Below are 24,000 nucleotides of genomic sequence, written 5' to 3' on the forward strand. Positions count from 1 at the left end.
ACTTAAATTGACGACGATTAACTTGTAGGTACACTGGTTGACCTGAGAGCGGTAAATCTTTGACTAAATGTCGATGATTTTGGTGAAGTTTATCGCTCTCTAACCCACAACGAGGACAGATTGCTTTTTGATTTTTCGATTCGATTCGGAAAACTATACCGATATTTTCTAGGTGTCGATAGCCTTGAATAGAGGTTCCTTTTAGGTTCAAAAATTTGTCAAGTATCATAAGTAAAATACTCTGGTTTTTGGCAATTATATCAAATCTTAACTCAATTGTCTATCTTTTGGTATTAACCTGTTTGTGTCTTAAGTCCTTCCCTGTATGGATTTCAGCTACTTTTGAGCGTAGGCACTCTCATCGAATTTTATTTTAAGTTAATTATTTGCATAACAATTACCGAAGAGCCAGAATTTGCTTAATTTCTTCATTTCTTTGTTTGACTTTTTCTTCATCTTTTCTTGGGTTTACTTTTTCAGCTTTCTGTCTAGTTATCTTCGCTTTTCTGTAAATCTTATAGTAACTTTCTTTTGATTCAAATACTACATCATACTCTTCTATTAAATAGATTTCTAGTTCTGATAAATCCCAATATTTTTGGCATAATAACCATTTTATTGTCTCTTCTTCTTCCTCTTTAGTCAGCTTTGTTTTGGCTCCTTTGTAACCTAGTCTTAGTCCTTGTATTCCTTGTTTAATAAATCTTTTTTTCCATTTACTTACATAACCTTGAGATACATTTAGTATATTTTCTATCGCTTTGTAGGCATATAACCCTGTAGAGCCAATTTTACTGCTAAGGCTCTCTTCATCTCTCGCGAGTCTCCATTACTGTTTATAAAATTGATTAAACCCTCTATTTGTCTTTCTCTTTCATTTTGATTGGTTTCCATTTGCTTTTTTCTTTCATTTCTTGGCAGAACGTTTTTATTTTACCATAGCAAGCTCTATTTACGTATCAAATGGAATTGCTATAAAACCTAATTTGTTCAGCTAAAAGCTTTCATGTACTTAGTTTATAGCCTTCTTTTTCGGGGGGAGAATTGCCAGATTTTTTCTGGGAGCCTTTTGACCCCCCAAAAATTAATTATGCAAGAAAGCTAATCAATGATAAAATCTTGAAGCCTTTGTCAAAAATGAGCTTATTTTTTAGACAAATTACTGCATTTTTAACATCCATTCTACCGCGCGTTCATACAGTTCTAAATTACCAGTTTTTATCAAAGCATTAGCGGCTTTTTGCAAATAGTTAAGGCTCCCTACTCGACTACTAGGATTTTTATCATCGTAGGTGGCAAGAGCCAAGTTATAATAAGCTTCGCCATAATTGGGACGATAAGTAATTGCTAATTGATAATCCGCAATCGCTCCCTTCTTATCGCCCATTTTTTCCTTAACTAAACCTCGATTATAGTAAGCTTCAGCATAGTTAGACTGGAGAGCAATAGCCATATTTAAATCCTCCAAAGCACCAGTATTATTTCCCAAATCAAAGCGAATAACTCCCCGGTTATTATAGGGGATTGGGTTATTGAAATTCAAGCTGATTGCCCTATCTAAATCCTCTAAAGCACCCTCTTTATCACCAGTTTGTCGTCGAATAATACCACGATTATTATAGGCGATCGGATTCTCCGATATTCTCGGTGTTATTTGTACATTATCGGGAATAGTAGCGGTATCAGTGCGTGCATTTCCCCGATTACTATACACTGTCACATCGATAGGACTAATGCTCAAAGATTGCAGATAATCTGTAATCGCTCCTTGATCATCTCCCACGTCAGCGCTACTATTACCACGACTATAGAAAATTCTCGCATCGCGGACTTTTTGTAGAAATACATTATAATCCTCGATCGCTCCCTGTTTATCCCCTTTTTCAAAACGCGCATTGGCCCGTTTATGATAACCTTCTGGATCGTTAGGATGGGCAACTATATAAGTAGTATAATCTCTTTCGGCCACGGCAAAATTTTTCAGAGCAAAATAAGCATCTCCCCGGGCTTGAGCATGACAAGAGACATTATAATTAGGACGAAAATCGGTTTCTCTGGAGTTATAAAAATAATTTTTGTCGGCAGATTCTTGGATATTTTCGCTACAGACAGAGCGAGAAGTAAAACTAGGTGTATTAATCCGATCATCTTGGGCTAAGGCAATATTATAATTATCTACTGCCTCCTGATAACGCCCCAATTTATACAGCACTAACCCCCGATGATAGTGAGCGGCTGCATCATGACGATCTCGTGCAACTGCCGCAGTAAAATCCTCTAAAGCTCCTGCGTATTCTTGATATTTATTGGCTCGCATTAACCCGCGATATACATAGGCTTTTGCGTCTTGAGGTTGCAGATAAATTGCTTCGTTATAATCTTGAATTGCCCCTTGATTATTGTTGAGTCTTAGGTGAGCATAACCCCGTTTAAGAAATGCTCTAGAATGGGGAATTTTATCGTAGTTGGGATTAATACGGATGACAAGTGCTAGATCTTTGATAGCTCCATTATAATACTCGATCGCTGTTTGATATCCTTCGGGGGAATTATTCGATAAATTGGCTAATTCTACTTCCTCGTCAGCCATTTCAATTTGTACTCTGGCACGGTTTTGATAACTGCTAGGAGCATTCTTGGCTAAAAATAAGTTAGGTGAGCATTTTAAAACGATTTTATAATCCTTAAAAGCCTCCCTTTTGCCGCCTATTTTTTCTAAAGCTATGGCCCGATTATAATAGCCTTCAATTAGATCGGGTTTGTATGAAATGGCCAGATCATAATCTTTGATAGCCGCCGCATAATTGCCTAAGTGAGAGTAAAGGTTTCCTCGATGATAATAGCCGCGATAATTCTCAGTTTCATAACCGATGAAACGCTGGTAATAATCTAAAGCTAAGGATTGATGATCGAGCAAAGAGGCAATAATTGCTAGGTTAAAGTAAACTTCGCTTTTATTGGGATTATATTTAAAGGCTTGCTGAAAATCTGAGCGGGCAGCTTCTAATAATTTTAGCTGATGCTGATCCTTGGCCATGGCTAACTTTAACACACCTCTTTGGTAATAGGCTTCAGCTAGTAACTGTCTATCTTTGAAGGCGGGAGCATGATAATTACTATACCAAATGTATTGACTAAAATCATCGATCGCACCGTTTTGATCGTTGATTTTTTCTCGGGCCATTCCCCGTTGAAGATAAAGTTTAATCGTACCCAGATCGCTAGGATAGACTCGCAGAGTGGCCGAATAATTAGCAATTTCTCTTTGGAGAGCATTAGTATCAACCTCTTCCCTAGAAATGACAGGACATTGTAGGTTTTCTACTGCTTTAACCGAGCTAACTTCTAAACCAAATAATTCCCAAAACAACAGGGGAGACAATAAACATATTTTTCTAAAAAGCTTGACATTTAAACTATTTTGTGCTAAGGGATTGGGGATGGCTTGCTCTGTCGGGGTTTTAGGGATTAAGGATTGTTGTGGCATGATGATTAAAAAAATTTGCAGTAAACTCAAATCTGAATTGCATCACTATCCGATCGTATTTGATAAAATACCTCAAAGGGGGTTCGATAGTCAAGACATTTTCGGGAATGATTGTTAATTAACTCCACAACTTTTGCAGCATCCTTCCGTTGGCTCTCTAGACTGGTTATGGCAAATTAGTAGTTTGAATCAGCTTAGAAACTTAGATAGTATGGAATCGAACAAAGCAAAAATAGGCCCTCTTGGGTTTGCTGGGTACGAGCGAATAGAACGAACCACAAAGACACAAAGGACACAAAGATCGATCGCTCCTATATTAAGTTAAACTGATCAGACGAAGAATAAGAGAGCCAAAATTAATAGACCTCCCGCAAAAGTAAGTTCTCGAGCCGCTATCGGGTCAAAATATCTAAAAGCACAGATAAATTTGACATCATCTTCGGTTTTATGGGTAGGATAGTTGTCTCTTGTCTTTTTTCTCCTCCTGTCTCGGAGTTTCCTCACCTAACGGAAGATTTTTGATTTTTACAGGAGAGCTTTTGATCTCAAACAGCCAAATTAACTCGATAAAATAAAAATTAATGGCAGTAAGGAGATAAAATTTATGGCTGAGTCAAAAAACTGGGATTTTCAGAGATTTTGGCAAACTCTGGACTATTTTGATAGTATTCCCCTCTGGAGTTGTCTGCAAAAACTGCTCGGTTTCGGGGAAGATAAAAAAATTCAGCTAACAAATGAGCAAGGCATGAAGACTATTTTAGTCATTGGTGGTGAAAACGCGATCGGTAGAAAGGTAATCGCTCAACTACAGCAGCAAAACTATCAAATTCGCGCTTTAGTCGATAATATCGAGTCTGCACGTCAATTATTTGCTGAAAATGTCGATTTATTCACTCTGGAAACCCCGCAATTGTTCATGGGGATTGATGAGATTATCTACTGTCAAGGGGAGAATAACCGCCATAGTTTAGCTAATTTACTTGATTTACTGAAAAATGCCGGTATAACCGCTGAAAAAACCCTCTTTGACTTTAGCAATCCCAGCAGTGATATAAAAGAAATCTGGGGTGCGGTGGATGATGTGGTAATGGGAGGAGTGAGCGAGAGTCAGATAACCCTAACCAGAGGACGCGCTCTCTTTTCTGGTATCGTTAGAACTGAAAATAACGGCGGTTTTGCCTCAGTTCGTACCAGAAACCTGAATCCTCCCCTAAATTTATCTAACTACGAGGGAATAGAATTACAGGTACAAGGGGACGGAAAACGCTATAAATTAATTCTGCGTTGTGAAGGACGTTGGGACGGCATCGGTTACTGTTATTCTTTTGATACACTTGATCGCACTTGGCAAACGATTTCTATTCCTTTTGGCGATTTAATCCCAGTGCTGCGGGCCAAAACCCTGCGGGAGGCAGCACCCTTTGATAGCAGTAGCGTCTATGCTTTGCAGTTAATGCAGAGCAAATTCGAGTACGATGGGGCTTTAAATCCCCGTTTCTCCCCAGGATTATTTGCTTTAGAAATTGTCACAATTAAGGCCTACGGGGGTAAAAACCGCTTAATTATCGTTAAGGAAGGAGAAATCGCCGAAAAAAGCCTTTTAGATGCCAGTGGTTATCCCTACGAAGCGATCGATTCTAGCCAGATTTTCGCTAAACTTAATTAATTTAAATAAGCTTGCATCTCAAGTTAAACTACAGAACATCGGGTTAAGATCATGACTATCGGGAGCATAATTAAGGAGGTATGTTCATGAGTGAACAGAATCCCTACGAACAACTTGGGGTTACTGAAGAATCCTCTTTTGAAGAAATTCAAGAGGCCAAACAAAGACTGGTGCAACAGTATCAAAATGATAGCAAAATTGTCGAATCGATCGAGGCGGCCTACGATTCTGTCCTCATGGATCGACTGCGGATGCGACAGGAAGGTAGGATTAAAGTACCCGATCGCATTCGTTTTCCCGAACGTCTGACGATTCCGGTGGAAAGTAAACCAGTTACTAGCAGTAAATCTCCTAACTGGTGGCGAAGCTCAATCGATACACCTTCTGCACAGGATATCGGTGTACCAGCAGTGATTTACGCTTGTTTAGGAGCAATAACGCTGTTAGTTCCCGATCCCAGTGGCTCCCTTTTACCGCTGCTCTTAGCTTTTGGCGTTTTCGTTAATATCTATTTTTTCAACCGCAAAGAAAAACGTTTTGGCCGCGCCTTACTATTCACTCTCGCTGGTTTAGTGCTAGGAGTCGCTCTGGGAGCGGGATTAGCCAGTTTAGCGGCCAAGGGTGATTTGAATATTTTCGGTGATCGCCAAATTTATGCGCTCATCACTTTTCTGATCTTTTGGGTGATTAGTAGTTTTTTCCGTTAACCGAACGCTCGTAGGGATCCTAAGATCACGTCCACTGCTTCCCCAAGGTTATTGACGATATAATCAGGCTCGTAGCTCTCTAAACGGGAACGGCTGCGAATCCCCGATAATACGCCAATAACCTTGATATTTTGGCTCTTAGCGGCGGCAATATCCGCTTCCGTATCCCCCACCATCCAAGTATCGGCAGCCGCCGGCAGTTCTTTAGCGGCCTTAGCCATAAGCAGGGTTTTGTCGCGCACGTCGTTGGTTTTGGTGTAATTGTTATTTAGACAATAACGACGATTAGCGGCGAAAAAACGACCGATATCGTGGCGATTAAAGGCATGATCTAGCTCGGATACCCGCCGCATCGTCATCACGACTAAATCGATCTTTAACTCTTGGATTTTCTGGAGAGTTTCCAAAGAACCAACCACCGGGCGATCGTGGACAAGATAGGGTAAAGTATGAACAGTTTGACGACGAAGATGGGCAAATTTACGCGCTTGATCTTCATCTAATCCTGACATTTCCCCGATACGCTTCTCAGAAACCTGATCCCGTTTTAACTGCCAGAATTCCGCTTTCGATAATTCCCCGATAATTTGACCTTTATAGGCGGTTTTCTGTAAACAGTATTGATAAACTTGGTAATATCGCTCCGATACGTCCATTATCGGGCCGTCAAAGTCGCTAATTAGTCTCAACATCGTTCTAATACTTCTCGCTTTATTAATTTTTATATACAAGTTACCCTAGACTCTTGACAATGACAAGAGTTTTGTCAGGAAAAAAATTAGGGATGAGGGAAGTGGGGTGTGGGGTGTAGGGTGTGGGGTGTGGGGGGAGATGGGGAAATTTCAACTAATACCCCAAAACCCCAACCTCCAACCCCTCACTGTTTACTGATCACTGATCACTGATGCTTCCCCTTCCCTAGTCTGGACGGTTAGCTTAAAATAAATGTAAGGATATGTAAACTTTCGTAACTATCTCGCCAATTGGCTAACCAATGATCCCAACAACTTCTTTATTCGCACCCGTTGACGATGATCTCCGTCTTTTGACCGATAACTTAAAAAATCTCGTCGGCGCTCGTCATCCCATTTTAGCGGCGGCAGCAGAACATTTGTTCGAGGCCGGTGGTAAACGCGTTCGACCGGCGATCGTGTTGCTGGTATCTCGCGCTACCATGTTAGACCGGGATATCACTCCCCGTCATCGTCGATTAGCGGAAATCACGGAGATGATCCACACTGCCAGTCTTGTCCATGATGATGTGGTAGATGAGGCAGAATTGCGGCGCAGTGTTCCCACCGTTAACAGTTTATTTGACAATCGCGTGGCGGTTTTAGCGGGGGATTTTCTCTTCGCTCAATCCTCTTGGTATCTAGCTAATTTAGATAATTTAGAAGTGGTAAAATTGCTCTCAGAAGTGATTCGCGATTTTGCTGAAGGGGAAATTCAACAGGGAATTAATCGCTTTGATACCAGTATCTCCCTGGAAGCTTATCTAGAAAAAAGTTACTACAAAACTGCTTCTTTAATTGCCAATAGTGCCAAAGCCGCTGGGGTATTAAGCGATCAATCGGCCGAAGTTAATCATCATTTATATAATTATGGTCGCAATTTAGGATTAGCTTTTCAAATCGTCGATGATATTCTCGATTTTACCTCCCCCACGGAAGTATTAGGAAAACCCTCTGGCTCCGATTTGATCAGTGGTAATATCACTGCTCCCGCTCTCTTTGCTATGGAGGAAAATCCCTATATAGAAGTGTTAATCGAACGGGAATTTAGTCAGGAAGGAGACATCGAAAAAGCTCTTGATTTTATTCACTCTAGCCAAGGTATTCTTCGCTCAAAAGAGTTAGCCAATCAATACGGACAAAGTGCCTTAAAACACCTTGACTGTTTAGCTTCTTCTCCCTCAAAAGAGGTGCTAATCGAGCTAGTGGATTACGTTTTGAGCCGAATTTATTAGGGAATAATAGTTCTCGCCGTAGCAATAGTCCACCCATCGACTAATAATAAAAATAGGGTGAGAATAAAAAGAATTCCATACATCCAAGGCTGAGAAAGGGGGCGAATATCGGTCATATCCAAGTTAGTTTTTTCCTCGATTATTTTGACCATGCGATTAAATCCCACCACTCGCATCGGCAATAAATAGGCTTTTTCTGCGGAGCGATCAAGGAAATAATAAACTAAACCACCCTGTCCTGTACTGCGACATTTAAGTTCTTTTATATCTGTCCAATTTAACCACCAACCAGAGCGAAGAAAAGCAGGAAACCATTGGGGATAGGTAACTTGTATCCCTGTCTCTGATAAAATGACTCTTTCACTTAAAGCTCCGTATAAAGCGATTAATCCTAAGCTGATTCCTAACCAAAGAAAATTGGGATTAACGGGGGAATTAGTGACTTTTGCTAAAAAGGGTAAAGGGATGGTTAACGCCACATATAAACTTAATAAAGTTACCCGAATTATTGGTGATATCCGAAAAATTATTGTCTCGTTCATTTGATAAACTTAATCAGTAAACAGTAAACAGTGAACAGTAAACAGTGAACAGTAAACAGTAATCATTAATCAGTGAAAAGAAGGCTCCGAACTTGCCACTTAATACTCTAACACTTTAACACTTAATACTGTTCACTCAAAACTGACAACTGATAACTGATAACTGATAACTGATAACTGAACGAAGATTTTCACCTCGATCGCAGGTGATTGTTTGACCGTAAACTGTTATTCTAGGCATTAGGGGCGTGATTTTAAGTCGCTACAGTTATTAATTAATATTAACACCTATTGACTATTTCTATGAACAATGGTAAGCGCATTTGGGTCTATGACACTACTCTCCGGGATGGGGCCCAGCGAGAAGGTATTTCCCTGTCCCTAGAAGACAAAATTAAAATCGCTAGGGAATTAGATCGGATGGGTATTCCTTTTATCGAAGGCGGTTGGCCGGGCGCAAACCCTAGGGACGGTCAATTTTTCTGGAAAATGCACGAAAAACCCCTAAAACAAGCGGAATTAGTCGCTTTTTGTTCCACTCGTCGCCCCCATGTCGAAGCCCGAGAAGATCCGATGTTAACCGCCATTCTCGCAGCTAGAACCCGTTGGGTGACAATTTTCGGCAAATCTTGGGATATGCACGTCACAGAGGGCTTAAAAACCAGTTTGGAGGAGAATTTAGCCATGATAGGAGATACGATCGAGTATCTACGCTGTCAGGGAAGACGAGTCATTTATGATGCCGAACATTGGTTTGATGGTTACAAAAATAACCCCGAATACGCCCTTTTAACCCTCAAAACCGCCAGGGATGCCGGGGCCGAATGGTTAGTTTTCTGTGATACCAACGGTGGCACTTTACCCCAAGAAATCGCCCCTATTGTGGAGAAAGTGCGGGAGCAATTGGGTATCGATCCTGATGAGGAAAATGCGCCTCAATTAGGCATTCATGCTCATAATGATGCAGGAACCGCCGTAGCTAACTCTTTAGCGGCAGTTAACGAGGGCGCACGCATGATTCAAGGCACAATTAACGGTTATGGGGAACGCTGCGGCAATGCCAATTTATGTACTTTAATCCCCAATCTTCAGTTAAAAATGGGATTTTCTTGCCTAGAAGAAAATCAATTAGGCCGATTGACGGGAACTAGCCGAAAAATCAGCGAAATGGTCAATTTAGCCCCGGATGATCATGCTCCCTTCGTCGGACGTTCCGCTTTTGCCCATAAAGGCGGTATTCACGTTTCTGCGGTGGCGAAAAATCCCCTCACCTACGAACATATTAATCCAGAAGCGATCGGGAATCAGCGCCGCATCGTCATTTCTGACCAATCGGGATTAAGTAATGTCTTAGCGAAAGCGCGTAGTTTTGGCATCGATTTAAATAAAGATGATCCCACCTGTCGGCAAATATTGGAACGTTTAAAAATCTTAGAAAGTCAGGGTTATCAATTTGAGGCAGCCGAAGCTAGTTTTGAGTTATTAATGCGGGAAGCTTTGGGACAGAGAAGTCACCTTTTTGAATTAAAAGGATTCCAAGTTTATTGTGATATGCTCCGGGATAGTGGTAATGCGATTGCGACAATTAAAGTACAGGTAAAAGAGGAAGATTTATTAGAAGTGGCCGAAGGTAACGGTCCAGTGGCTGCTTTAGATCGGGCTTTGAGAAAGGCTTTAGTCAAATTCTATCCCGAAATTGCTAACTTTCACCTGACCGATTATAAAGTGAGAATTCTCGATAGTGGTTCGGGGACGGCAGCGAAAACTAGGGTTTTAATCGAGTCCAGTAACGGTCAACAAAGATGGACTACTGTGGGAGTGTCTAGTAATATTTTAGAAGCTTCCTATCAAGCAGTAGTAGAAGGAATTGAGTACGGTTTATATCTGCTGCAAAACAATAAACTAGAATTATCGGGTCAATTTTGTCCTTTAGGGACAATTTAGGGAACAGTAATCAGTTATCAAATTTGAGTTTTCACTGAACAGTTAACTACTGACTCCTATCTCCTGTCTCCTATCTCCTGCTCCCTTCTCCCCTGTACCTTATACCTTTTAAACAGGATTTAGTACAATCTCGCCTTGACAGAGTTTAAACACTGATATATTATCAGAAAGAATCCATAATTCTTCCAACAAGAGAAAGCAAGCTTAACTAGGTAGGCTCTTCGTTACTTTTTATGGTTCGATAGGGTGGCATAAATAAACTAAATCCTTATCTGGCAAGAGATTTAATTGATTAGTTCGCTCTAGATCAAAAACAATTGACAAAAATCGCCACGTACATTGCATAACAGAAACCGAAGAACCACTAGGTAATTCAATTGCTCAGCCTGTTGAAGCTGTAAATTTCACATAAAATATTTATTTATGACTACACAAGCTATAGGAAAATCAATGACGTTATTGAATAATAAATCATTGAAAATTACTACATTTTTAACCATTGCATTGATTACTTGGATCGCCCACTTTTGGTATTTTAATCACTTGGGTCTATACGAAGATGATTACGCTTTCATCGGTAACATACTCACCATGGACTTTTCCAGATTTGTTGACTCTGTTAAGAACATGAATTTAGCATTTTTTCAAGGTAGAGTTGTCGGCTTTAACATCCTCTTCTTCTCTGCATACTTTGCTGGAAAATTGGGAGGATTGCCGCTTATTTATATAAGTGCCTATCTATTGGCATTAACCAATAATATCCTCTTTTATCTATTTCTCCAACGTCTCTGGAATCAACCTATTTTTGTCCTGACGGGTACCCTCGCATTTACTTTATTTCCTGCCGATAACACTAGGGCTTTTCTCACTCATATTCACATTTTGCCCGCCTTAACCTTTCTTTTACTAGCTTTTTTAAGTTATCTAAACGATAAAAAATTTTGGTCTTACCTATTGATTACTGCTTCTTTTCTTAGTTATGAGACCTGTTTTTTGCTGTTTATCACCGCACCTTTTCTAACCAAAAAGCCTCAGTCGGAGATATTTAAAGAATTAATTAAACATCTATTCATCTTAGGGACGATTTTCCTAGTGGTTTTAATTCTCAGAAAGTTGACTGGTGATGGCCGGGTTGGAGACTTAGATATAGCAACCGCTATTTCTACTCCGATTCGTCAAATAATTACCGGACCATTTGTCTGTTTAGGAACATTTGTCTATCGTCCTTGGCAAACTTTGCACAATCTCAGGGGAGAATTGTTAATTTTTGTGCCTCTTTCATTACTTATGTTGCTATGGCTATTCTTACAAAATTCTTGTTTTTCGGGACTGGATAGTGGGGAAAATTGGCCGATAATTAAACAGTTGAGCCTTTTGGGGATAAGTCTCTTATTCTTGGCCTATCCCTTAACTTTTACCGTTCCTGCTACCCTCATTAGTGGACGTGATTCCCGTGTTCATGCGGCTGCCGTGGTTGGAGCTTCTATTCTTGGGGGAATTCTTGGCTATTTGATTGTTTATTTAGCCAATAGTTATCGGCAAAAAAATCTTGCGGCTCTCCTCTTAGCGACTTATTTTTCTTTGTTGATTGGATTTGGAATTATCGTGCAACAGCAAAATAAACTAAGTTGGAAATATCAGCAAGCTTTTTGGGCTGATGTTATACAATTAGCCCCCGATCTGAACGATGGACAAGTTATTTTAGTCGATGCTCCTAGTCTACCTTGGGGAAGTCAGTTGTATCCTTTTGCTTGGTCTATGCCCAGTGTAGTCGGTCAACTTTATCAATTTCCTTGGCAATGGAAAAACGTTCCTAAACTATATAAACTCAATCCTGATTGGCAGCTAAAAATCGCTGCCAATGGAGAAATAGCTTTAAATAACGACAATGGATTATTGTTCTTTTATTATCCCTGGGAACCCGCTCGCCAAGTTAAAACTTCGGAAATTATTTTGTTACAGGAAAAAGATGGGAAACTTGTCCGCACAACTACTCCAATTGTTGCAGGAGCTAAGAAATTTTCCTTTAAACCCCTGACTAATTCAACTATAAATTCTTTCGATAAAGGATATCTGTACGATTATTTAATCGCTCCTAACAATAAAAAATCTGTCAATTATTTTCAACCTTTTTAAGGTTAGTCAATGTCGAGTAAAATTTAGCCTTTCTGATTAAGTTTTTGCCGTCTTTAATCACTCTTTTATACCAATTCTCTCTAGGCAAATTACAGATTGAATCTAAGTCCCTCTTAAAAAGGAAAATTTAGAGGAAGCAAATTTTTGTAGTCAGACTTTGGAGCAGTTAAATAACCCTAGGATAATAATCTAGTAACAAAAGAATTTTGCCAACGACGAGCTATGGCCCGCAGATACATATTAACGGGAAACTGATAATATTCGATAATTAACCAGAGTAAACAAATAGCATGGCAAATAAAGGTTAAAATCGACCAAAATAGAGGCACCCATGACAAAGGACTCCCCTCGACCGGAGGAAAAAGATAGGCTCCCGTAGCCACAATTGCTGTGGGAAAAATCACAAATCCTAAACCGATAATTAAGTAAAAACCTGCCATCTCCATTCCTTCTCTCGGTAAACCCTGCCAATACTTACCATTCCAATACCAAGTTAAGGGTAATTGACTATCGGCCATTTTTAAAAGCTGTCTTTCTAAATTAGCAGTAAAAATGTGTTGACAAAAGTTACAAGCATAGGCTTCCATTAGTGGTAAAGTGGCAATTTTACCATGGCGACAGACGGGACAAGAATAGGTATCGTGATAGTTTAATCGGGTTGGCTCGGTCATGGTAATCTGAGTAAGAGTAAAAAAGGCCATTGCAGATAATTAACTTTTCCCTATTGATAACGATTGAGTTATGCGGCGCTCGCCAACACTATGGCTCATTAGTATCAAACGGGTTCAAATCTTGTGGATGAGTTATGGTAATACTTGATATACCCGCTAAATCACTGGGATTAAAGGTCAACAGATGTGTCATTTCATTGGCAAGCATAGCCGCAACGAGACGAACATCATGAGTGCGTTTACCCATCACTCTGTTAGTTGTGACTAAGTTCAGCCAATTTGTAAAAATCTGCCGAGATTCTGCCAAGACTGGAAAACGAGCGAGAAGTTGATCTATCATGCTTCTGGTTTGTTCTACAGACCAACCCAAACCATTGACTTCAGTTGGTCTGGTGGCAACAACCCAAAACTCAATTATTACTTGTGTCGCAAGGAAACATTCATCTGATTGCATGAGCAGACGAGAAACTGCATTGGTTGCCAGCTTATGCTGTAGGTCGGAACAATTGCACAATCGCATAACAATATTAGTGTCAAGTAAATATCTCGTCATCATTCGTAAATACTATCGCGACTAAAGGCTTCATCTCCTAGACTCGGACTATCTTTGGGAAGTTGTAACACCCATTCACGCAATTCCCTAGCTCTCTGGGATGGTGTTGCTCTTTGCCAAAGCGGAACAGACGATGGGACTTGTCCAGACTGAAACTCAAGGTCGGCTATGAAATCAGCAATCTTTTTCAGTTGATCATCGTTTAGTTTATCTAATTCTTTCTTAAGATCTTCTCGCAGCATAGGTCGGTTTTGAGAAAATAGACACTCTCTATAGTAACCGATATGCTCCTAGCCGTTTGGCTCAGGTGCTTGTTTATACGATCGGCTCTAAATAATCTCCCTGATTAGGCTAGACTCAAGTTGCCAGCTTAAAAAGTCTCTGGTGGTAATGCTAAATCTCGTTATTACAGACTGATTATCTATTTCTCCTTTTGCCTATTGCAAGAGTGCCTATTGCCTCTCCTGATATGTAGCCTATACTCAACGGATTTAGTATGACATCTAATTCGCCTTGATTAAGGATAACTAATTAAGCAAGATTGGCAGGAATTGTCCCCAGTTTTTGTAGTTGTTTTTCAATATTAGCCTTTAATTGGATCCGGGAGATTTCTTTTCCTGTTTGAGCGGTGTGTGCATTTTCCAGAAAAATAATACTATCTACTTTTTCTACGGCAAATAATTGGAATAAAAGATGGGTTACGGGAATCAGGAGCGTTGATAGGGGTGAATTAGCAGTATTTTGGGCAGATATGGCCATTTTTTCCGTAGCAAAAGCATAGATCACCCTTTTTTCCTGTTCTGGCTGCTGCCGATGAGCTAAGGTGGTTAGTAACCAATCGCCTTGGCTATTCTGAACTACATAGTATTGTAAATGTTTTAACTGTCTAGCAAAAGCTGCAAGGACGGGATTAACCGCTTCGTCCATGACCACGGTTGCCAGTCCGTAATTGACCGCTTCTCGACTTAAAATATGCAGTTGTGCCTTTAATTTCATGGCTAATCATCTCTATAAACTAATCGATGGCGATGACATTCATTCCTTGACTCGGCAACCCCATTTAAAATTGTCGTCGTGAAAAGATGAGGATGGAGATACCCAATAATAGACCAGTATAAACGAGACTGTAGAGGGCATTAGCGATTAAGACATCAGCACTAGGGAGCAAACCATAAACGGCCTCATTTCTAAAATTCAATCTTTCCAAATCTGGGAGAATTAGATAAATATTTTTGGTGATAGCGAGAATATTGGGATTTTTGCTGATTATACCCAATTGGATCAGGTCTTTGCTGATGTGACCCATTAGATAGACCCCAAAAGTCATTAGCGTGGCTAAAATCGAACTGGTAAATACCCCAAAAGCGATCGCCACGGCTGCGATCAGAATTAATTCCAAACCGAGATAGAAAACCGAGACAATCAGGGGTAAAGCTTGAAAAGATACTTTCATCCCCAGCAACATCAGCAGGTAAATCACCAACATTACCCCCAACATCACCGCTAAAACCCCAGACAAACCCAAGTGTTTACCGAGGATAAATTCGGCCCGACTCAGGGGTTTAGGAATCAAAACCAAAATAGTTCTCTTGTCAATTTCCCGATTAATTAGCCCTGTACCCACAAAAATCGCGACAATTACCCCTAATAACCCGATAGCGGCTAATCCCAAGTCAAGAAAGATTTTCTGATGGGTTCCCACCGCAATTTCTGGTAATAAACGCCAAGCGAAGGCCATCAACAAGGCAAAAAACCCGATAAAGTAAAGAATGCGATCGCGAATAACCTCGCGAAAACTGTTAGCTGCGATTGCCCAGATTCTCAGGATGCTGATACCCATAGCCTTTCATCAAAAGAACTCTTGCCAATTAATTATATGTTATGGTCGTGGGTTAACTAATTTTCCCCAAAAAATTAGTTAGTTCATTTGTTATGAATGAAAACCTGAAGTTTAACTTTTAACCCAAAACTCTTTAGATATGCTTTAATTTGGTTGTCAAAACCTCTTTATTTAGGGTTTGCTGAAAAAGTTTGTTGGTGGGGTTAGGAGTGAGTAGCCGGTCGTCAGGAGTCGGGAGTCGGGAGTTTCAGGCTTTGTTGCCCTGCTTCTTTGTACCAGTTTATGTACTAAAAAAAGAATAAGGCCAGGTTTTTGAATGTCCCAATCCGATTTTCGCAGCATGAACATTGGATTTTAACAGGTCAAAAGTCTTATTTTAAAAGGGTTTCACTATTATTCAGCCAACCCTAATTAGTAGCGTATGTAAGTGTATGTTAACAAAACCTTGGCTAATTGTCAACCTCCCGCAATCCTAAACCCAGAACTGTTCCTAAACCAGGTCTTTCGGCATTAGGAATCTCTTGAGTTGTATCTAAGTTCAGTGATGCGATTGGATCGATTGCCATGGTGGGGACGCTGAGACGTTGAGTAAAATATTCGTCTAGTTGCGCTAAACCGCCCCCGGGACCGGCTAAAAGTAACTGGACAATTTCCATTTCCAGTTCATCACTTTGGTTAAGATAGAAATTAATCGATCGCCGCAATTCATCGGTTAATTCCCCTAAAACCCGCATCAGTGCCGCAATCCCGGCGGTAGTAAAGGTTCTGGAAGCACCGGTATTGGTGTCAAGACTATCAAAGGCAGTGATCGGGATTGTCATCCCCAAAAGAATCTCAGGACTGCGGGGGGTGGGCAAATTCATCGCCCTGGAAATGGCGTTTTGTAGCTGGAAAGTGCCGATGGGGACAGTGCGGGAAAATTGGGGAACGCCGTCCACCACGATGGCAATTTCCGTGTTATCAAATTCTATATCGACAATAACGGTAGCTTCATTGGAACTAAACTGTCGCAACTGATCGCGAATCGTCCGAATTAGGGAAAAACTATTAATTTCTAGCACATCTACCTGTAATCCTGCCCGTTGCAGGGTTTCCATATAGGCATCGGTGATCTCCCGACGAGTAGCTACCAGCAAAACCTGCACCTTTTCGATCCCGTCTTCATCCTGAAAGTAGCCCAGTTTTTGGTAGTCGATATCCACTTCCTCCCGCGGATAGGGAAGGTATAAATTAGCTTCATGATTTAAGACCAGATCGCGCAATTCCTCATCGTCCAATTCCGAGGGAATAGGGATAATCCGGATAATTGACTCGCGCATGGGGACAGCAGTAGCGACTCGTTTGCTAGTAATTTTATTTTCCTTGAGGACTTCTTGGATTAATTCCGCTAAAGCGACGGAATCGACGATTTTTCCCTCCTCAAAGATGCCTTCTGGGATATCCGACGAACAACATTTAACTAATTTATAATTTTGTTTCTGTTTGGCGATCTGAACCACGTTAAGGCGCTCTGGGGTAATCTCTAACCCAATACCTTGAGTTTTTTTTGTCAATAGCTTCTTAAAAAAACTTACCATACATTTTTCGGGACAGCTCTAAGGGAATTGGTGATCAACAAAGCCAATAATCTTGATCTTTTCACCTGATTTTATTTAGTATCGATCAAGGCAGTAAATCAGTCTATAAACGATCCTAACTGGGTAATTTACCCAGAACAGGTGAAAATCGAGGGGGAGAGAAGCTATTTCTGCACTAATATTAACCTGATTATCTGTGTTCAGACCGAGGTTAATCCTAACTGGATAGGAGCAGAGGAAGCAGCTATTGATGATGATATTGTAATCAATTTTGGTGAAAGAACCAAGTCCAAGCTAAAAATTGGCCATTATCCCCCCCTTCTGCTCCACTAGATCAAGTCAGCTTTCCCTAGTTAGAGTACCCAAATATCTCGAGAAAATTCAAATTTTCTCGACACTATTTTTTCTTGACTCCTAGAAATAGGCGATCAAATGCTTCTGACGGGCGTGATTTTCGCGTATAATTAGGAGTTTGCACAGTGACAAAAAAATTTAAGGAGCGAGTTCGATGGCACGAATGTACTATGATGAGGATGCCAATTTAGACTTATTAGCGGGGAAAACGATCGCTATTATTGGTTATGGTTCCCAGGGTCATGCCCACGCATTAAATCTCAAGGATAGTGGCGTTAATGTGATTGTTGGTCTATATCCCGGCAGTAAATCGGCCATCAAAGCCAAAGAAGCCGGTATTCCGGTTTATGATGTGGCCGAAGCCGCTAAAATTGCCGACTGGATCATGATCCTCTTACCAGATGAAGTGCAGAAAACGATTTATCTCCACGAAATTGCCCCGAATTTAAGCGCAGGCAAGGTGTTATCTTTTGCCCACGGCTTTAATATTCATTTTGGTCAAGTGGTTCCCCCGGATAATGTCGATGTGGTTATGGTTGCCCCCAAAGGACCGGGCCATCTCGTCCGTCGCACCTACGAACAAGGTCAAGGAGTCCCCTGTTTATTCGCCGTCTATCAAGATGCTACCGGCCAAGCACGCGATCGGGCAATGGCCTACGCTAAAGGTATTGGTGGCACTCGGGCCGGGGTTTTGGAAACCACTTTCCGCGAGGAGACAGAAACCGACCTTTTTGGCGAACAAGCAGTATTATGCGGCGGTTTAAGTGCTTTAATTAAAGCTGGCTTTGAAACCCTCGTAGAAGCCGGTTATCAGCCCGAATTAGCCTATTTTGAGTGTTTACACGAGGTAAAACTGATCGTCGATCTGATCGTCGAGGGCGGTTTAGCCAAAATGCGCGATAGTATTTCCAATACAGCCGAGTACGGTGACTACACTCGCGGTCCGCGGGTGGTGACAGAAGCGACTAAGGCCGAAATGCGGAAAATCCTCCGGGAAATTCAATCGGGACAATTTGCCAGAGAGTTTGTCCTCGAAAATCAAGCTGGTAAACCGGGTTTCACCGCTATGCGTCGTCAAGAAGCAGAACATTCGATCGAAGAAGTCGGCCAAGATCTGCGGGCGATGATGAGTTGGCTAAAACGCTAGTTCTCTTTTTTTTCGCTGTCGGGTTGGACGCAATCAGGTAATTCTTGCCCTTGCGTCCGTCCCTACTCCCCACTCCCCAAAGGGAAAACTTCCATTTTAGTAGATCGCCTCCCGTGATTTGACTAGACCGATCGCCCGTAAACCGGCAATGACACCACAACCGATCACCATACCGACGAGGGAACGAATCAGATTTTCTATGGGAACGATCCCAATTAAAGCGATCCAGACTTCTTCGGGCCAGTTAAAAATCGAGTAGGTAATGGCCACGGCCCCTAAATGGGAGAGGCCGCTGGCGGTCCAGGTACCCCCAAAAATTCCCGCCGCTACTAGGGCTAAATTGCTACCTTTGATCCAATGAGGAAAAAGAGTCCGGGTTGGTAGGATAAATAATACCAAAGCCGACCAATCGACGAAAGCCCCAGCAATAAAGACTTGTGGCGAAATGCCGTTCAGTCCGATCGCCCGGTTAGCGTAGATAAACAGGGGAATCAGAAAAATTAACGTCAATCCTAACCACCAATAACGGCGTTTTTTGCCTAAAACCATTGTTCCCGCCACAAAACTGGCTATAATTGCCCCAAAGACCGAAATAGCGGGAATTCCTGCCGTGTAGGGGGCAAGAAAAGCCCCAATTAAAGACCCAATGCCACTAGCGATCGCACCAGCGATCGGGCCGAGTAACCAACCCAAGAGGGGAAAAACCGCTTGACTGAGGGGCATACTACCGCCGGAAGCGAGGACAATGGAGAAGGGAATAAAAGAAAGGGTAGTGACAATGGCGGCTAAGACAACAATATAGGCGATCGGCGCCCCATCAATAGCGGCACTACTGACAGCTTCTACTTTGCGTTCTTCCCCTTCAGGGATAATATCTAGGGTCATAGTTGCAAGGGTAATTCTAACTTTTCTATCATCCTCTGGTTTTATCCGCTTCGGGCAGTTAATGGTCAACGTTATAGCAGAGGATTTGAGCAAGCGGAAAGGAGGCAGTCGCTGCATCCCCACCGGTGTACGCTCCTGTGGGGACTTCCTCTGCTATATTTTTCTTAACCAAGAATCTTAATGATATTTTAAGATTTTTTAAAAAACCGTCCCTATCGGAGATGAACGTATATCCTAGAGGGGAGCGAGTATAAATTCTTATTCCCGTTCGATCGCCCCCCAATTCTCTGGAGATCAGCACCCATGCTTACTTTGCTCCGTTCTCTGCTATTTTCCACCCTATTAAGTTTTGTTGCCCCCGTCCTCCTGGTGGGTTCGATTTTAACTGCTTTATTCGCCACCAGTCACGTCCCCGGCTTTACTTGGGTTTCTCAGACTGTTTTTAGCCAAATTCTGCAATTTTTAACCATTTTCGGTGGCGGTTATCCCCTACAAGGAATGTTAACCATCGCTGTTACTTTTGCTTTTGTTGGCAGTTTATTCGATTTATTTAACTTTTACGTCTATCAAACCAATCGGGGACAGTAACAGACAAAGGGTGATAGACAATGTCTAGAATAAGAATGAGGTTTTTATGGGATCGAATCGTCTATGCGCCTTATTTTCTCCCGTTTTTGGCTATTAACAATAATTTCTCTGCTGCTGAGCCTGAGTATCGGGATTATCAATCCCCAAAACAGTTCCGCGCTCTCGTGGATGGATTTACTTTTTCGGGGTGTGCAAGTTATTCAACTCTCCACTATTTCTCCTCAGCAGGAAGTCGCCATCGGTAGGCAGATTAATCAAGGTTTATTAGAATCAGGTAAGGTGAAACTGTCCAAAGATGCCAGAATTAACCAATATGTCCAAGAAATCGGGCAGCAATTAGCGGCAACTAGCGATCGCCCTGACCTTCCCTACACTTTTCAAGTGGTGCGCGACAATAGCATTAACGCCTTCGCAACTATGGGTGGATTTGTCTATTTACACACGGGATTGATTAAAACTACTGATAATGAGGCCGAATTAGCCAGCGTCATTGCCCATGAAATCGGCCATATCGTCGGTCGTCATTCTATCACCCAATTACGCAATACTGCCCTCGCCCAAGGACTTCTCAGCGCGGCGGGATTAGAGACAAAAACTTGGGTACAATTGGGGGTTAATCTCGCCTATAATCTGCCCAATAGTCGCAAGGATGAATTAGAAGCGGACCGACTGGGTTTAACAAATTTGGCCAGGGCTGGTTATGAACCCACGGCGATGATCTCCTTTATGCAAAAATTAACACAACAGGGGGGTTCTACCCCGACAATTCTCAGCACCCATCCGGCTACAAGCGATCGCATTGTGGCACTGCAAAAACAGCTTAATTCGGTTAATAACTGAACTTCCCCCAGACATTTTGTCTAGGCTGAATTATAGATATAGCTTTGGCTGCTAGAATTAAGGCATTTCAAGACCAACCTTCCTTTTCCCATTACCAAAAAATTGAGTCTTTAGCGGGGGAAGATTGGTCTGATTTAAAATTAGACTTGTTAGATTACTTGCGCGAGTTTAGCGGTGGACGTTCCACAGAGGCTAAAATTGATATATTTCTCCACGAAAATTTAGTTAGAGATGCAATTAAAGTCGTTTCTGATAAGTACCTAAGCAAAATTAATTACACATTTCGATAAAGCTTTTGCCTCTTGCCTATTGCCTCTTGCCTGTCTTCACTAGGAAATTTATTTTGCATGACTACTTAATTCCTATGTGCAGTCTCACCTAATTTGGCGGATAATGGATGCGGCTGCTACCGTCGCTCCTAACTGGGTAATCGATCGCGCGTGTCCTCCTGCGGAAAAGATACTCGACGAAAAAAAGGCTGATCGCTACGAAGAAGCGATTAAATGGCTAAAAAAAGCTCGTAATGCCTTTTATATGTCAGGAAGACGGGAAGAATGGCAAACTTATCGGGAAAGTTTAATTAAGGAACACGGACGCAAATCGAAATTTATGGGGTTATTTAAACATCAGGATTTACAATAATTTAAGCTTCTAGCCGTCAGTTATCGGCTAAAACCGGGCTGTTTTTAGCTTGTAGAGCGGGAATTGTCCTAATCTTAGGCCTAGTGACATTTCGGGGCAAAGTGGAGTATAATGGAAGATTGGTCTAAACTTATCTCCAGACTACTTATACTGAATATTCATTGTCAAAAAATATGACTGAAACTATTCGCTTTTTGATGTGTTCTCCCGATCATTACGATGTGGATTATGTGATTAATCCTTGGATGGAGGGCAACATTCACAAATCTTCCCAGGAAAAAGCTAGGCAACAATGGCAGCAGCTTTATCATGTTCTCAAAGATCGGGCGCTCGTGGATTTAGTCCCACCAGAAAAAGGCTGGCCTGACATGGTTTTTACCGCTAATGCAGGTTTAGTTCTGGAAAAAACTGTCGTTCTCAGTCGCTTTTTACACAAAGAAAGACAGGGAGAAGAACCCTATTTTAAGCAGTGGTTTGAAGATAACGGTTTTACGGTTCACGAACTGCCAAAAGATTTACCCTTTGAAGGTGCAGGAGACGCATTATTAGATCGGGAAGGACGTTGGTTATGGGCAGGATATGGCTTCAGAACTGAGTTAGATTCCCACCCTTTAATCGCTAAATGGCTCGATATCGAGGTTTTATCCTTACGTTTAATCGATGAACGTTTTTATCACCTTGATACCTGTTTTTGTCCCCTTAGTGGCGGTTATCTCCTCTACTATCCCGATGCTTTTGATGCCTATTCTAATCGGTTAATTGAGTTAAAAATTCCCGAAGAAAAACGCATTATCGTTGAAGAAGCCGATGCGGTTAACTTTGCTTGTAATGCTGTGAATATCGGTCAAGTAATCGTCATGAATAAAATTAGTGACGATTTACAATATAAGTTAGTGTCAAAAGGATTTGAAGTGGTACAAACTCCCCTAACGGAGTTCTTAAAAGCAGGAGGAGCCGCTAAATGTTTAACCCTGCGTACCACGGAACCCCTAATTCCAGACCATCACGCTAATGTCACCATTGAAAGTCGCATTCTCCAGCTAGAAGGTCATCTGCTCGACGCGGGAATTATGAATAAAGCTCTCGATGTTGTGGTAGGAAATGGCGGCAGCTTCAAGGTTTTAAACTTCACTTTGGGGATTGAGCGCCAAAGTACCTCCTCGGCCGAAGTGCGGGTTTCTGCACCCTCTCACGAGGTAATGGAGGAGATCATGGTACAATTGATCGACCTCGGTGCGGCCGCTCGTCCCCAAGAAATCTGTGATGTCAATACCGCAGTGGTGGCACAAGATGGGGTCGCTCCCGATGATTTTTATGTCAGCACCATCTATCCCACGGAAGTGCGGGTTAGCTGTGAATGGGTGCGGGTGGAAAATCAACGCATGGATGCAGCCATCGTCGTCACTGAAGGTCCGGAAGGCAAAACAGCGAAATGTACTCTGCTGCGGGATTTAAAAGCTGGCGATCGCGTTATGGTGGGAGTTGAGGGCATCCGTACTATCCGACAGGCGGAATCCAGGGAACAACGCAACAGCACTCAGGAATTTACCTTTATGGGTGCGGGGGTTTCCAGCGAGCGCCGAGTCGAGTTAACCGTCGAGCAGATTGCCTGGGAAATGCGTAAAATTCGCGACCAGGGCGGTAAAGTGGTGGTAACGGCAGGTCCGGTGGTCATTCACACTGGAGGAGCGCAACATCTCTCCCGTTTAATCCGCGATGGTTACGTTCACGCTTTACTGGGGGGAAATGCGATCGCAGTTCACGACATGGAACAGGCGATCATGGGTACTTCTTTAGGGGTAGATATGCAGAAAGGCATCCCCGTGCGCGGCGGCCATCGTCACCACCTCAAGATTATCAACCTCATCCGTCGCCACGGCAGCATCGCCAAAGCTGTATCGGCCGGGGTATTGACAAAAGGCGTAATGTATGAATGCGTCAAGAATAATGTCCCCTTCAGTTTGGCCGGTTCAATTCGCGATGATGGTCCGCTTCCGGATACGGAGATGGATTTAATTAAAGCACAGGAAGAATATTCCCGCTTAATTCAAGGTGCAGACATGATTCTCATGCTCTCTAGTATGCTCCATTCCATCGGTGTGGGCAATATGACACCGGCGGGGGTGAAAATGGTCTGTGTTGATATTAACCCGGCCGTGGTGACAAAATTAAGCGATCGAGGTTCCGTAGAATCCGTGGGTATCGTCACCGATGTGGGTTTATTCCTGAGTCTGTTAACCCAACAGTTGGATAAGTTAACCCGTCCCTTGGTAGAAACGGTTTAAAACCAATACTCTAAAACATAAAACTTATGAGCTTTGGGGGTATTTAAACCCCCTTTTTTGGGACTATTAACCCCTATCTCTATAGGTGAGTTAGCAATGGGTAACTAGAATAATAAAGGAGAACCATTGCCGAAAAACGAGAGCGCTATGCCAGAAGAAACCATTTGGAT

General features: G+C 42.0%; 20 protein-coding genes and 5 pseudogenes. 11 read left to right on the plus strand and 14 right to left on the minus strand.

What is annotated here, in order from left to right; genetic code table 11:
* The 4 genes and pseudogenes from EWV60_RS22955 to EWV60_RS22970 all read right to left on the minus strand — a co-directional run.
* Nucleotides 1-229: transposase family protein (locus EWV60_RS22955; RefSeq protein ID WP_287235046.1), on the minus strand; the 229-nt coding region annotated here is incomplete at its 3' end.
* A 180-nt stretch (nucleotides 230-409) separates the two neighbouring features.
* Nucleotides 410-894: pseudogene (locus EWV60_RS22960) on the minus strand (helix-turn-helix domain-containing protein); the annotation flags it as partial.
* A gap of 265 nt (nucleotides 895-1,159) precedes the next feature.
* Nucleotides 1,160-3,487 carry a tetratricopeptide repeat protein gene (locus EWV60_RS22965; protein ID WP_287235048.1) on the minus strand — a complete coding sequence of 776 codons (2,328 nt, stop codon included), beginning with the start codon at nucleotides 3,485-3,487 and terminating at the stop codon, nucleotides 1,160-1,162.
* A gap of 26 nt (nucleotides 3,488-3,513) precedes the next feature.
* Nucleotides 3,514-3,615: pseudogene (locus EWV60_RS22970) on the minus strand (IS30 family transposase); the annotation flags it as partial.
* 476 nt (nucleotides 3,616-4,091) lie between these two features.
* Between EWV60_RS22970 and EWV60_RS22975 the strand changes: the two are divergent.
* On the plus strand, nucleotides 4,092-5,153 hold the full coding sequence (locus EWV60_RS22975) for a CIA30 family protein (protein ID WP_287235050.1): 1,062 nt from the start codon (nucleotides 4,092-4,094) through the stop codon (nucleotides 5,151-5,153).
* 86 nt (nucleotides 5,154-5,239) lie between these two features.
* Nucleotides 5,240-5,860 (plus strand): CPP1-like family protein, encoded by a 621-nt coding sequence (locus EWV60_RS22980; RefSeq protein ID WP_130758486.1) that lies wholly within the window; start codon nucleotides 5,240-5,242, stop codon nucleotides 5,858-5,860.
* Here the strand turns inward: EWV60_RS22980 and EWV60_RS22985 are convergent.
* Complete coding sequence (locus tag EWV60_RS22985) at nucleotides 5,857-6,552, minus strand: HAD family hydrolase (protein ID WP_002775478.1); 696 nt, start codon at nucleotides 6,550-6,552, stop codon at nucleotides 5,857-5,859. The two genes, EWV60_RS22980 and EWV60_RS22985, sit on opposite strands and share 4 nt — an antisense overlap.
* A gap of 302 nt (nucleotides 6,553-6,854) precedes the next feature.
* Between EWV60_RS22985 and sds the strand changes: the two genes are divergently transcribed.
* Nucleotides 6,855-7,826, plus strand: coding sequence for a solanesyl diphosphate synthase (sds, locus tag EWV60_RS22990; RefSeq protein WP_149106908.1), 972 nt, complete (start codon nucleotides 6,855-6,857; stop codon nucleotides 7,824-7,826).
* Here the strand turns inward: sds and EWV60_RS22995 are convergent.
* Nucleotides 7,823-8,368 (minus strand): hypothetical protein, encoded by a 546-nt coding sequence (locus EWV60_RS22995; RefSeq protein WP_016517316.1) that lies wholly within the window; start codon nucleotides 8,366-8,368, stop codon nucleotides 7,823-7,825. The two genes, sds and EWV60_RS22995, sit on opposite strands and share 4 nt — an antisense overlap.
* Before the next feature lie 172 nt (nucleotides 8,369-8,540).
* Nucleotides 8,541-8,609 (minus strand): annotated as a pseudogene (locus EWV60_RS23485) (2Fe-2S iron-sulfur cluster-binding protein); the annotation flags it as partial.
* Nucleotides 8,610-8,671: 62 nt separating this feature from the next.
* Here EWV60_RS23485 and cimA point away from each other — a divergent pair.
* Both cimA and EWV60_RS23005 read left to right on the plus strand, forming a co-directional pair.
* Nucleotides 8,672-10,312: a citramalate synthase gene (cimA, locus tag EWV60_RS23000; protein ID WP_002775472.1), complete on the plus strand. Its 1,641-nt coding sequence runs from the start codon at nucleotides 8,672-8,674 to the stop codon at nucleotides 10,310-10,312.
* Nucleotides 10,313-10,735: 423 nt separating this feature from the next.
* A complete protein-coding gene (locus EWV60_RS23005; RefSeq protein WP_287235055.1) occupies nucleotides 10,736-12,448 on the plus strand; it encodes a hypothetical protein in 1,713 nt (570 codons plus the stop codon).
* Nucleotides 12,449-12,624: 176 nt separating this feature from the next.
* Here EWV60_RS23005 and EWV60_RS23010 read toward each other — a convergent pair whose 3' ends face one another.
* The 6 genes from EWV60_RS23010 to pilM all read right to left on the minus strand — a co-directional run bounded on the left by EWV60_RS23010 (nucleotide 12,625) and on the right by pilM (nucleotide 17,089).
* The gene (locus EWV60_RS23010; RefSeq protein WP_287235057.1) at nucleotides 12,625-13,119 is read right to left on the minus strand and encodes a hypothetical protein; all 495 of its coding nucleotides are present in this window, start codon (nucleotides 13,117-13,119) and stop codon (nucleotides 12,625-12,627) included.
* 88 nt (nucleotides 13,120-13,207) lie between these two features.
* Nucleotides 13,208-13,675, minus strand: coding sequence for a type II toxin-antitoxin system VapC family toxin (locus tag EWV60_RS23015; protein WP_149106912.1), 468 nt, complete (start codon nucleotides 13,673-13,675; stop codon nucleotides 13,208-13,210).
* The gene (locus EWV60_RS23020) at nucleotides 13,672-13,914 is read right to left on the minus strand and encodes a hypothetical protein (protein ID WP_002775464.1); all 243 of its coding nucleotides are present in this window, start codon (nucleotides 13,912-13,914) and stop codon (nucleotides 13,672-13,674) included. Before EWV60_RS23020 ends, EWV60_RS23015 begins: the two co-directional genes overlap by 4 nt.
* A 289-nt stretch (nucleotides 13,915-14,203) precedes the next feature.
* Nucleotides 14,204-14,668: a hypothetical protein gene (locus EWV60_RS23025; RefSeq protein ID WP_002749361.1), complete on the minus strand. Its 465-nt coding sequence runs from the start codon at nucleotides 14,666-14,668 to the stop codon at nucleotides 14,204-14,206.
* Between the two features lie 64 nt (nucleotides 14,669-14,732).
* Nucleotides 14,733-15,512 (minus strand): ABC transporter permease, encoded by a 780-nt coding sequence (locus EWV60_RS23030; RefSeq protein WP_287235060.1) that lies wholly within the window; start codon nucleotides 15,510-15,512, stop codon nucleotides 14,733-14,735.
* 449 nt (nucleotides 15,513-15,961) lie between these two features.
* Nucleotides 15,962-17,089 carry a type IV pilus assembly protein PilM gene (gene pilM, locus EWV60_RS23035; protein ID WP_149106913.1) on the minus strand — a complete coding sequence of 376 codons (1,128 nt, stop codon included), beginning with the start codon at nucleotides 17,087-17,089 and terminating at the stop codon, nucleotides 15,962-15,964.
* Nucleotides 17,090-17,597: 508 nt separating this feature from the next.
* Between pilM and ilvC the strand changes: the two genes are divergently transcribed.
* Nucleotides 17,598-18,590, plus strand: coding sequence for a ketol-acid reductoisomerase (ilvC, locus tag EWV60_RS23040; RefSeq protein ID WP_002775458.1), 993 nt, complete (start codon nucleotides 17,598-17,600; stop codon nucleotides 18,588-18,590).
* Nucleotides 18,591-18,686: 96 nt separating this feature from the next.
* On the opposite strand, the gene EWV60_RS23045 is transcribed toward ilvC, so the two are convergent.
* Nucleotides 18,687-19,475, minus strand: a complete 789-nt coding sequence (locus EWV60_RS23045; RefSeq protein WP_024971296.1) for an ECF transporter S component — start codon at nucleotides 19,473-19,475, stop codon at nucleotides 18,687-18,689.
* Nucleotides 19,476-19,778: 303 nt separating this feature from the next.
* Here EWV60_RS23045 and EWV60_RS23050 point away from each other — a divergent pair, with 303 nt between their 5' ends.
* From EWV60_RS23050 to argZ, 5 genes and pseudogenes are all read left to right on the plus strand, one after another.
* Nucleotides 19,779-20,063 carry a hypothetical protein gene (locus tag EWV60_RS23050; RefSeq protein ID WP_002732467.1) on the plus strand — a complete coding sequence of 95 codons (285 nt, stop codon included), beginning with the start codon at nucleotides 19,779-19,781 and terminating at the stop codon, nucleotides 20,061-20,063.
* A 63-nt stretch (nucleotides 20,064-20,126) separates the two neighbouring features.
* Nucleotides 20,127-20,903: a M48 family metallopeptidase gene (locus tag EWV60_RS23055; protein ID WP_287235064.1), complete on the plus strand. Its 777-nt coding sequence runs from the start codon at nucleotides 20,127-20,129 to the stop codon at nucleotides 20,901-20,903.
* 32 nt (nucleotides 20,904-20,935) lie between these two features.
* Nucleotides 20,936-21,157 (plus strand): annotated as a pseudogene (locus EWV60_RS23060) (SWIM zinc finger family protein); the annotation flags it as partial.
* Nucleotides 21,158-21,260: 103 nt separating this feature from the next.
* Nucleotides 21,261-21,545, plus strand: a pseudogene (locus EWV60_RS23065) (SWIM zinc finger family protein); the annotation flags it as partial.
* A gap of 173 nt (nucleotides 21,546-21,718) precedes the next feature.
* A complete protein-coding gene (gene argZ, locus EWV60_RS23070) occupies nucleotides 21,719-23,830 on the plus strand; it encodes a bifunctional arginine dihydrolase/ornithine cyclodeaminase (RefSeq protein ID WP_287235069.1) in 2,112 nt (703 codons plus the stop codon).
* Nucleotides 23,831-24,000: the final 170 nt, after the last annotated feature.

Source organism: Microcystis sp. Msp_OC_L_20101000_S702 (assembly GCF_007095705.1).
In the GTDB taxonomy this organism is placed as follows: Bacteria; Cyanobacteriota; Cyanobacteriia; order Cyanobacteriales; family Microcystaceae; genus Microcystis; species Microcystis ichthyoblabe_A.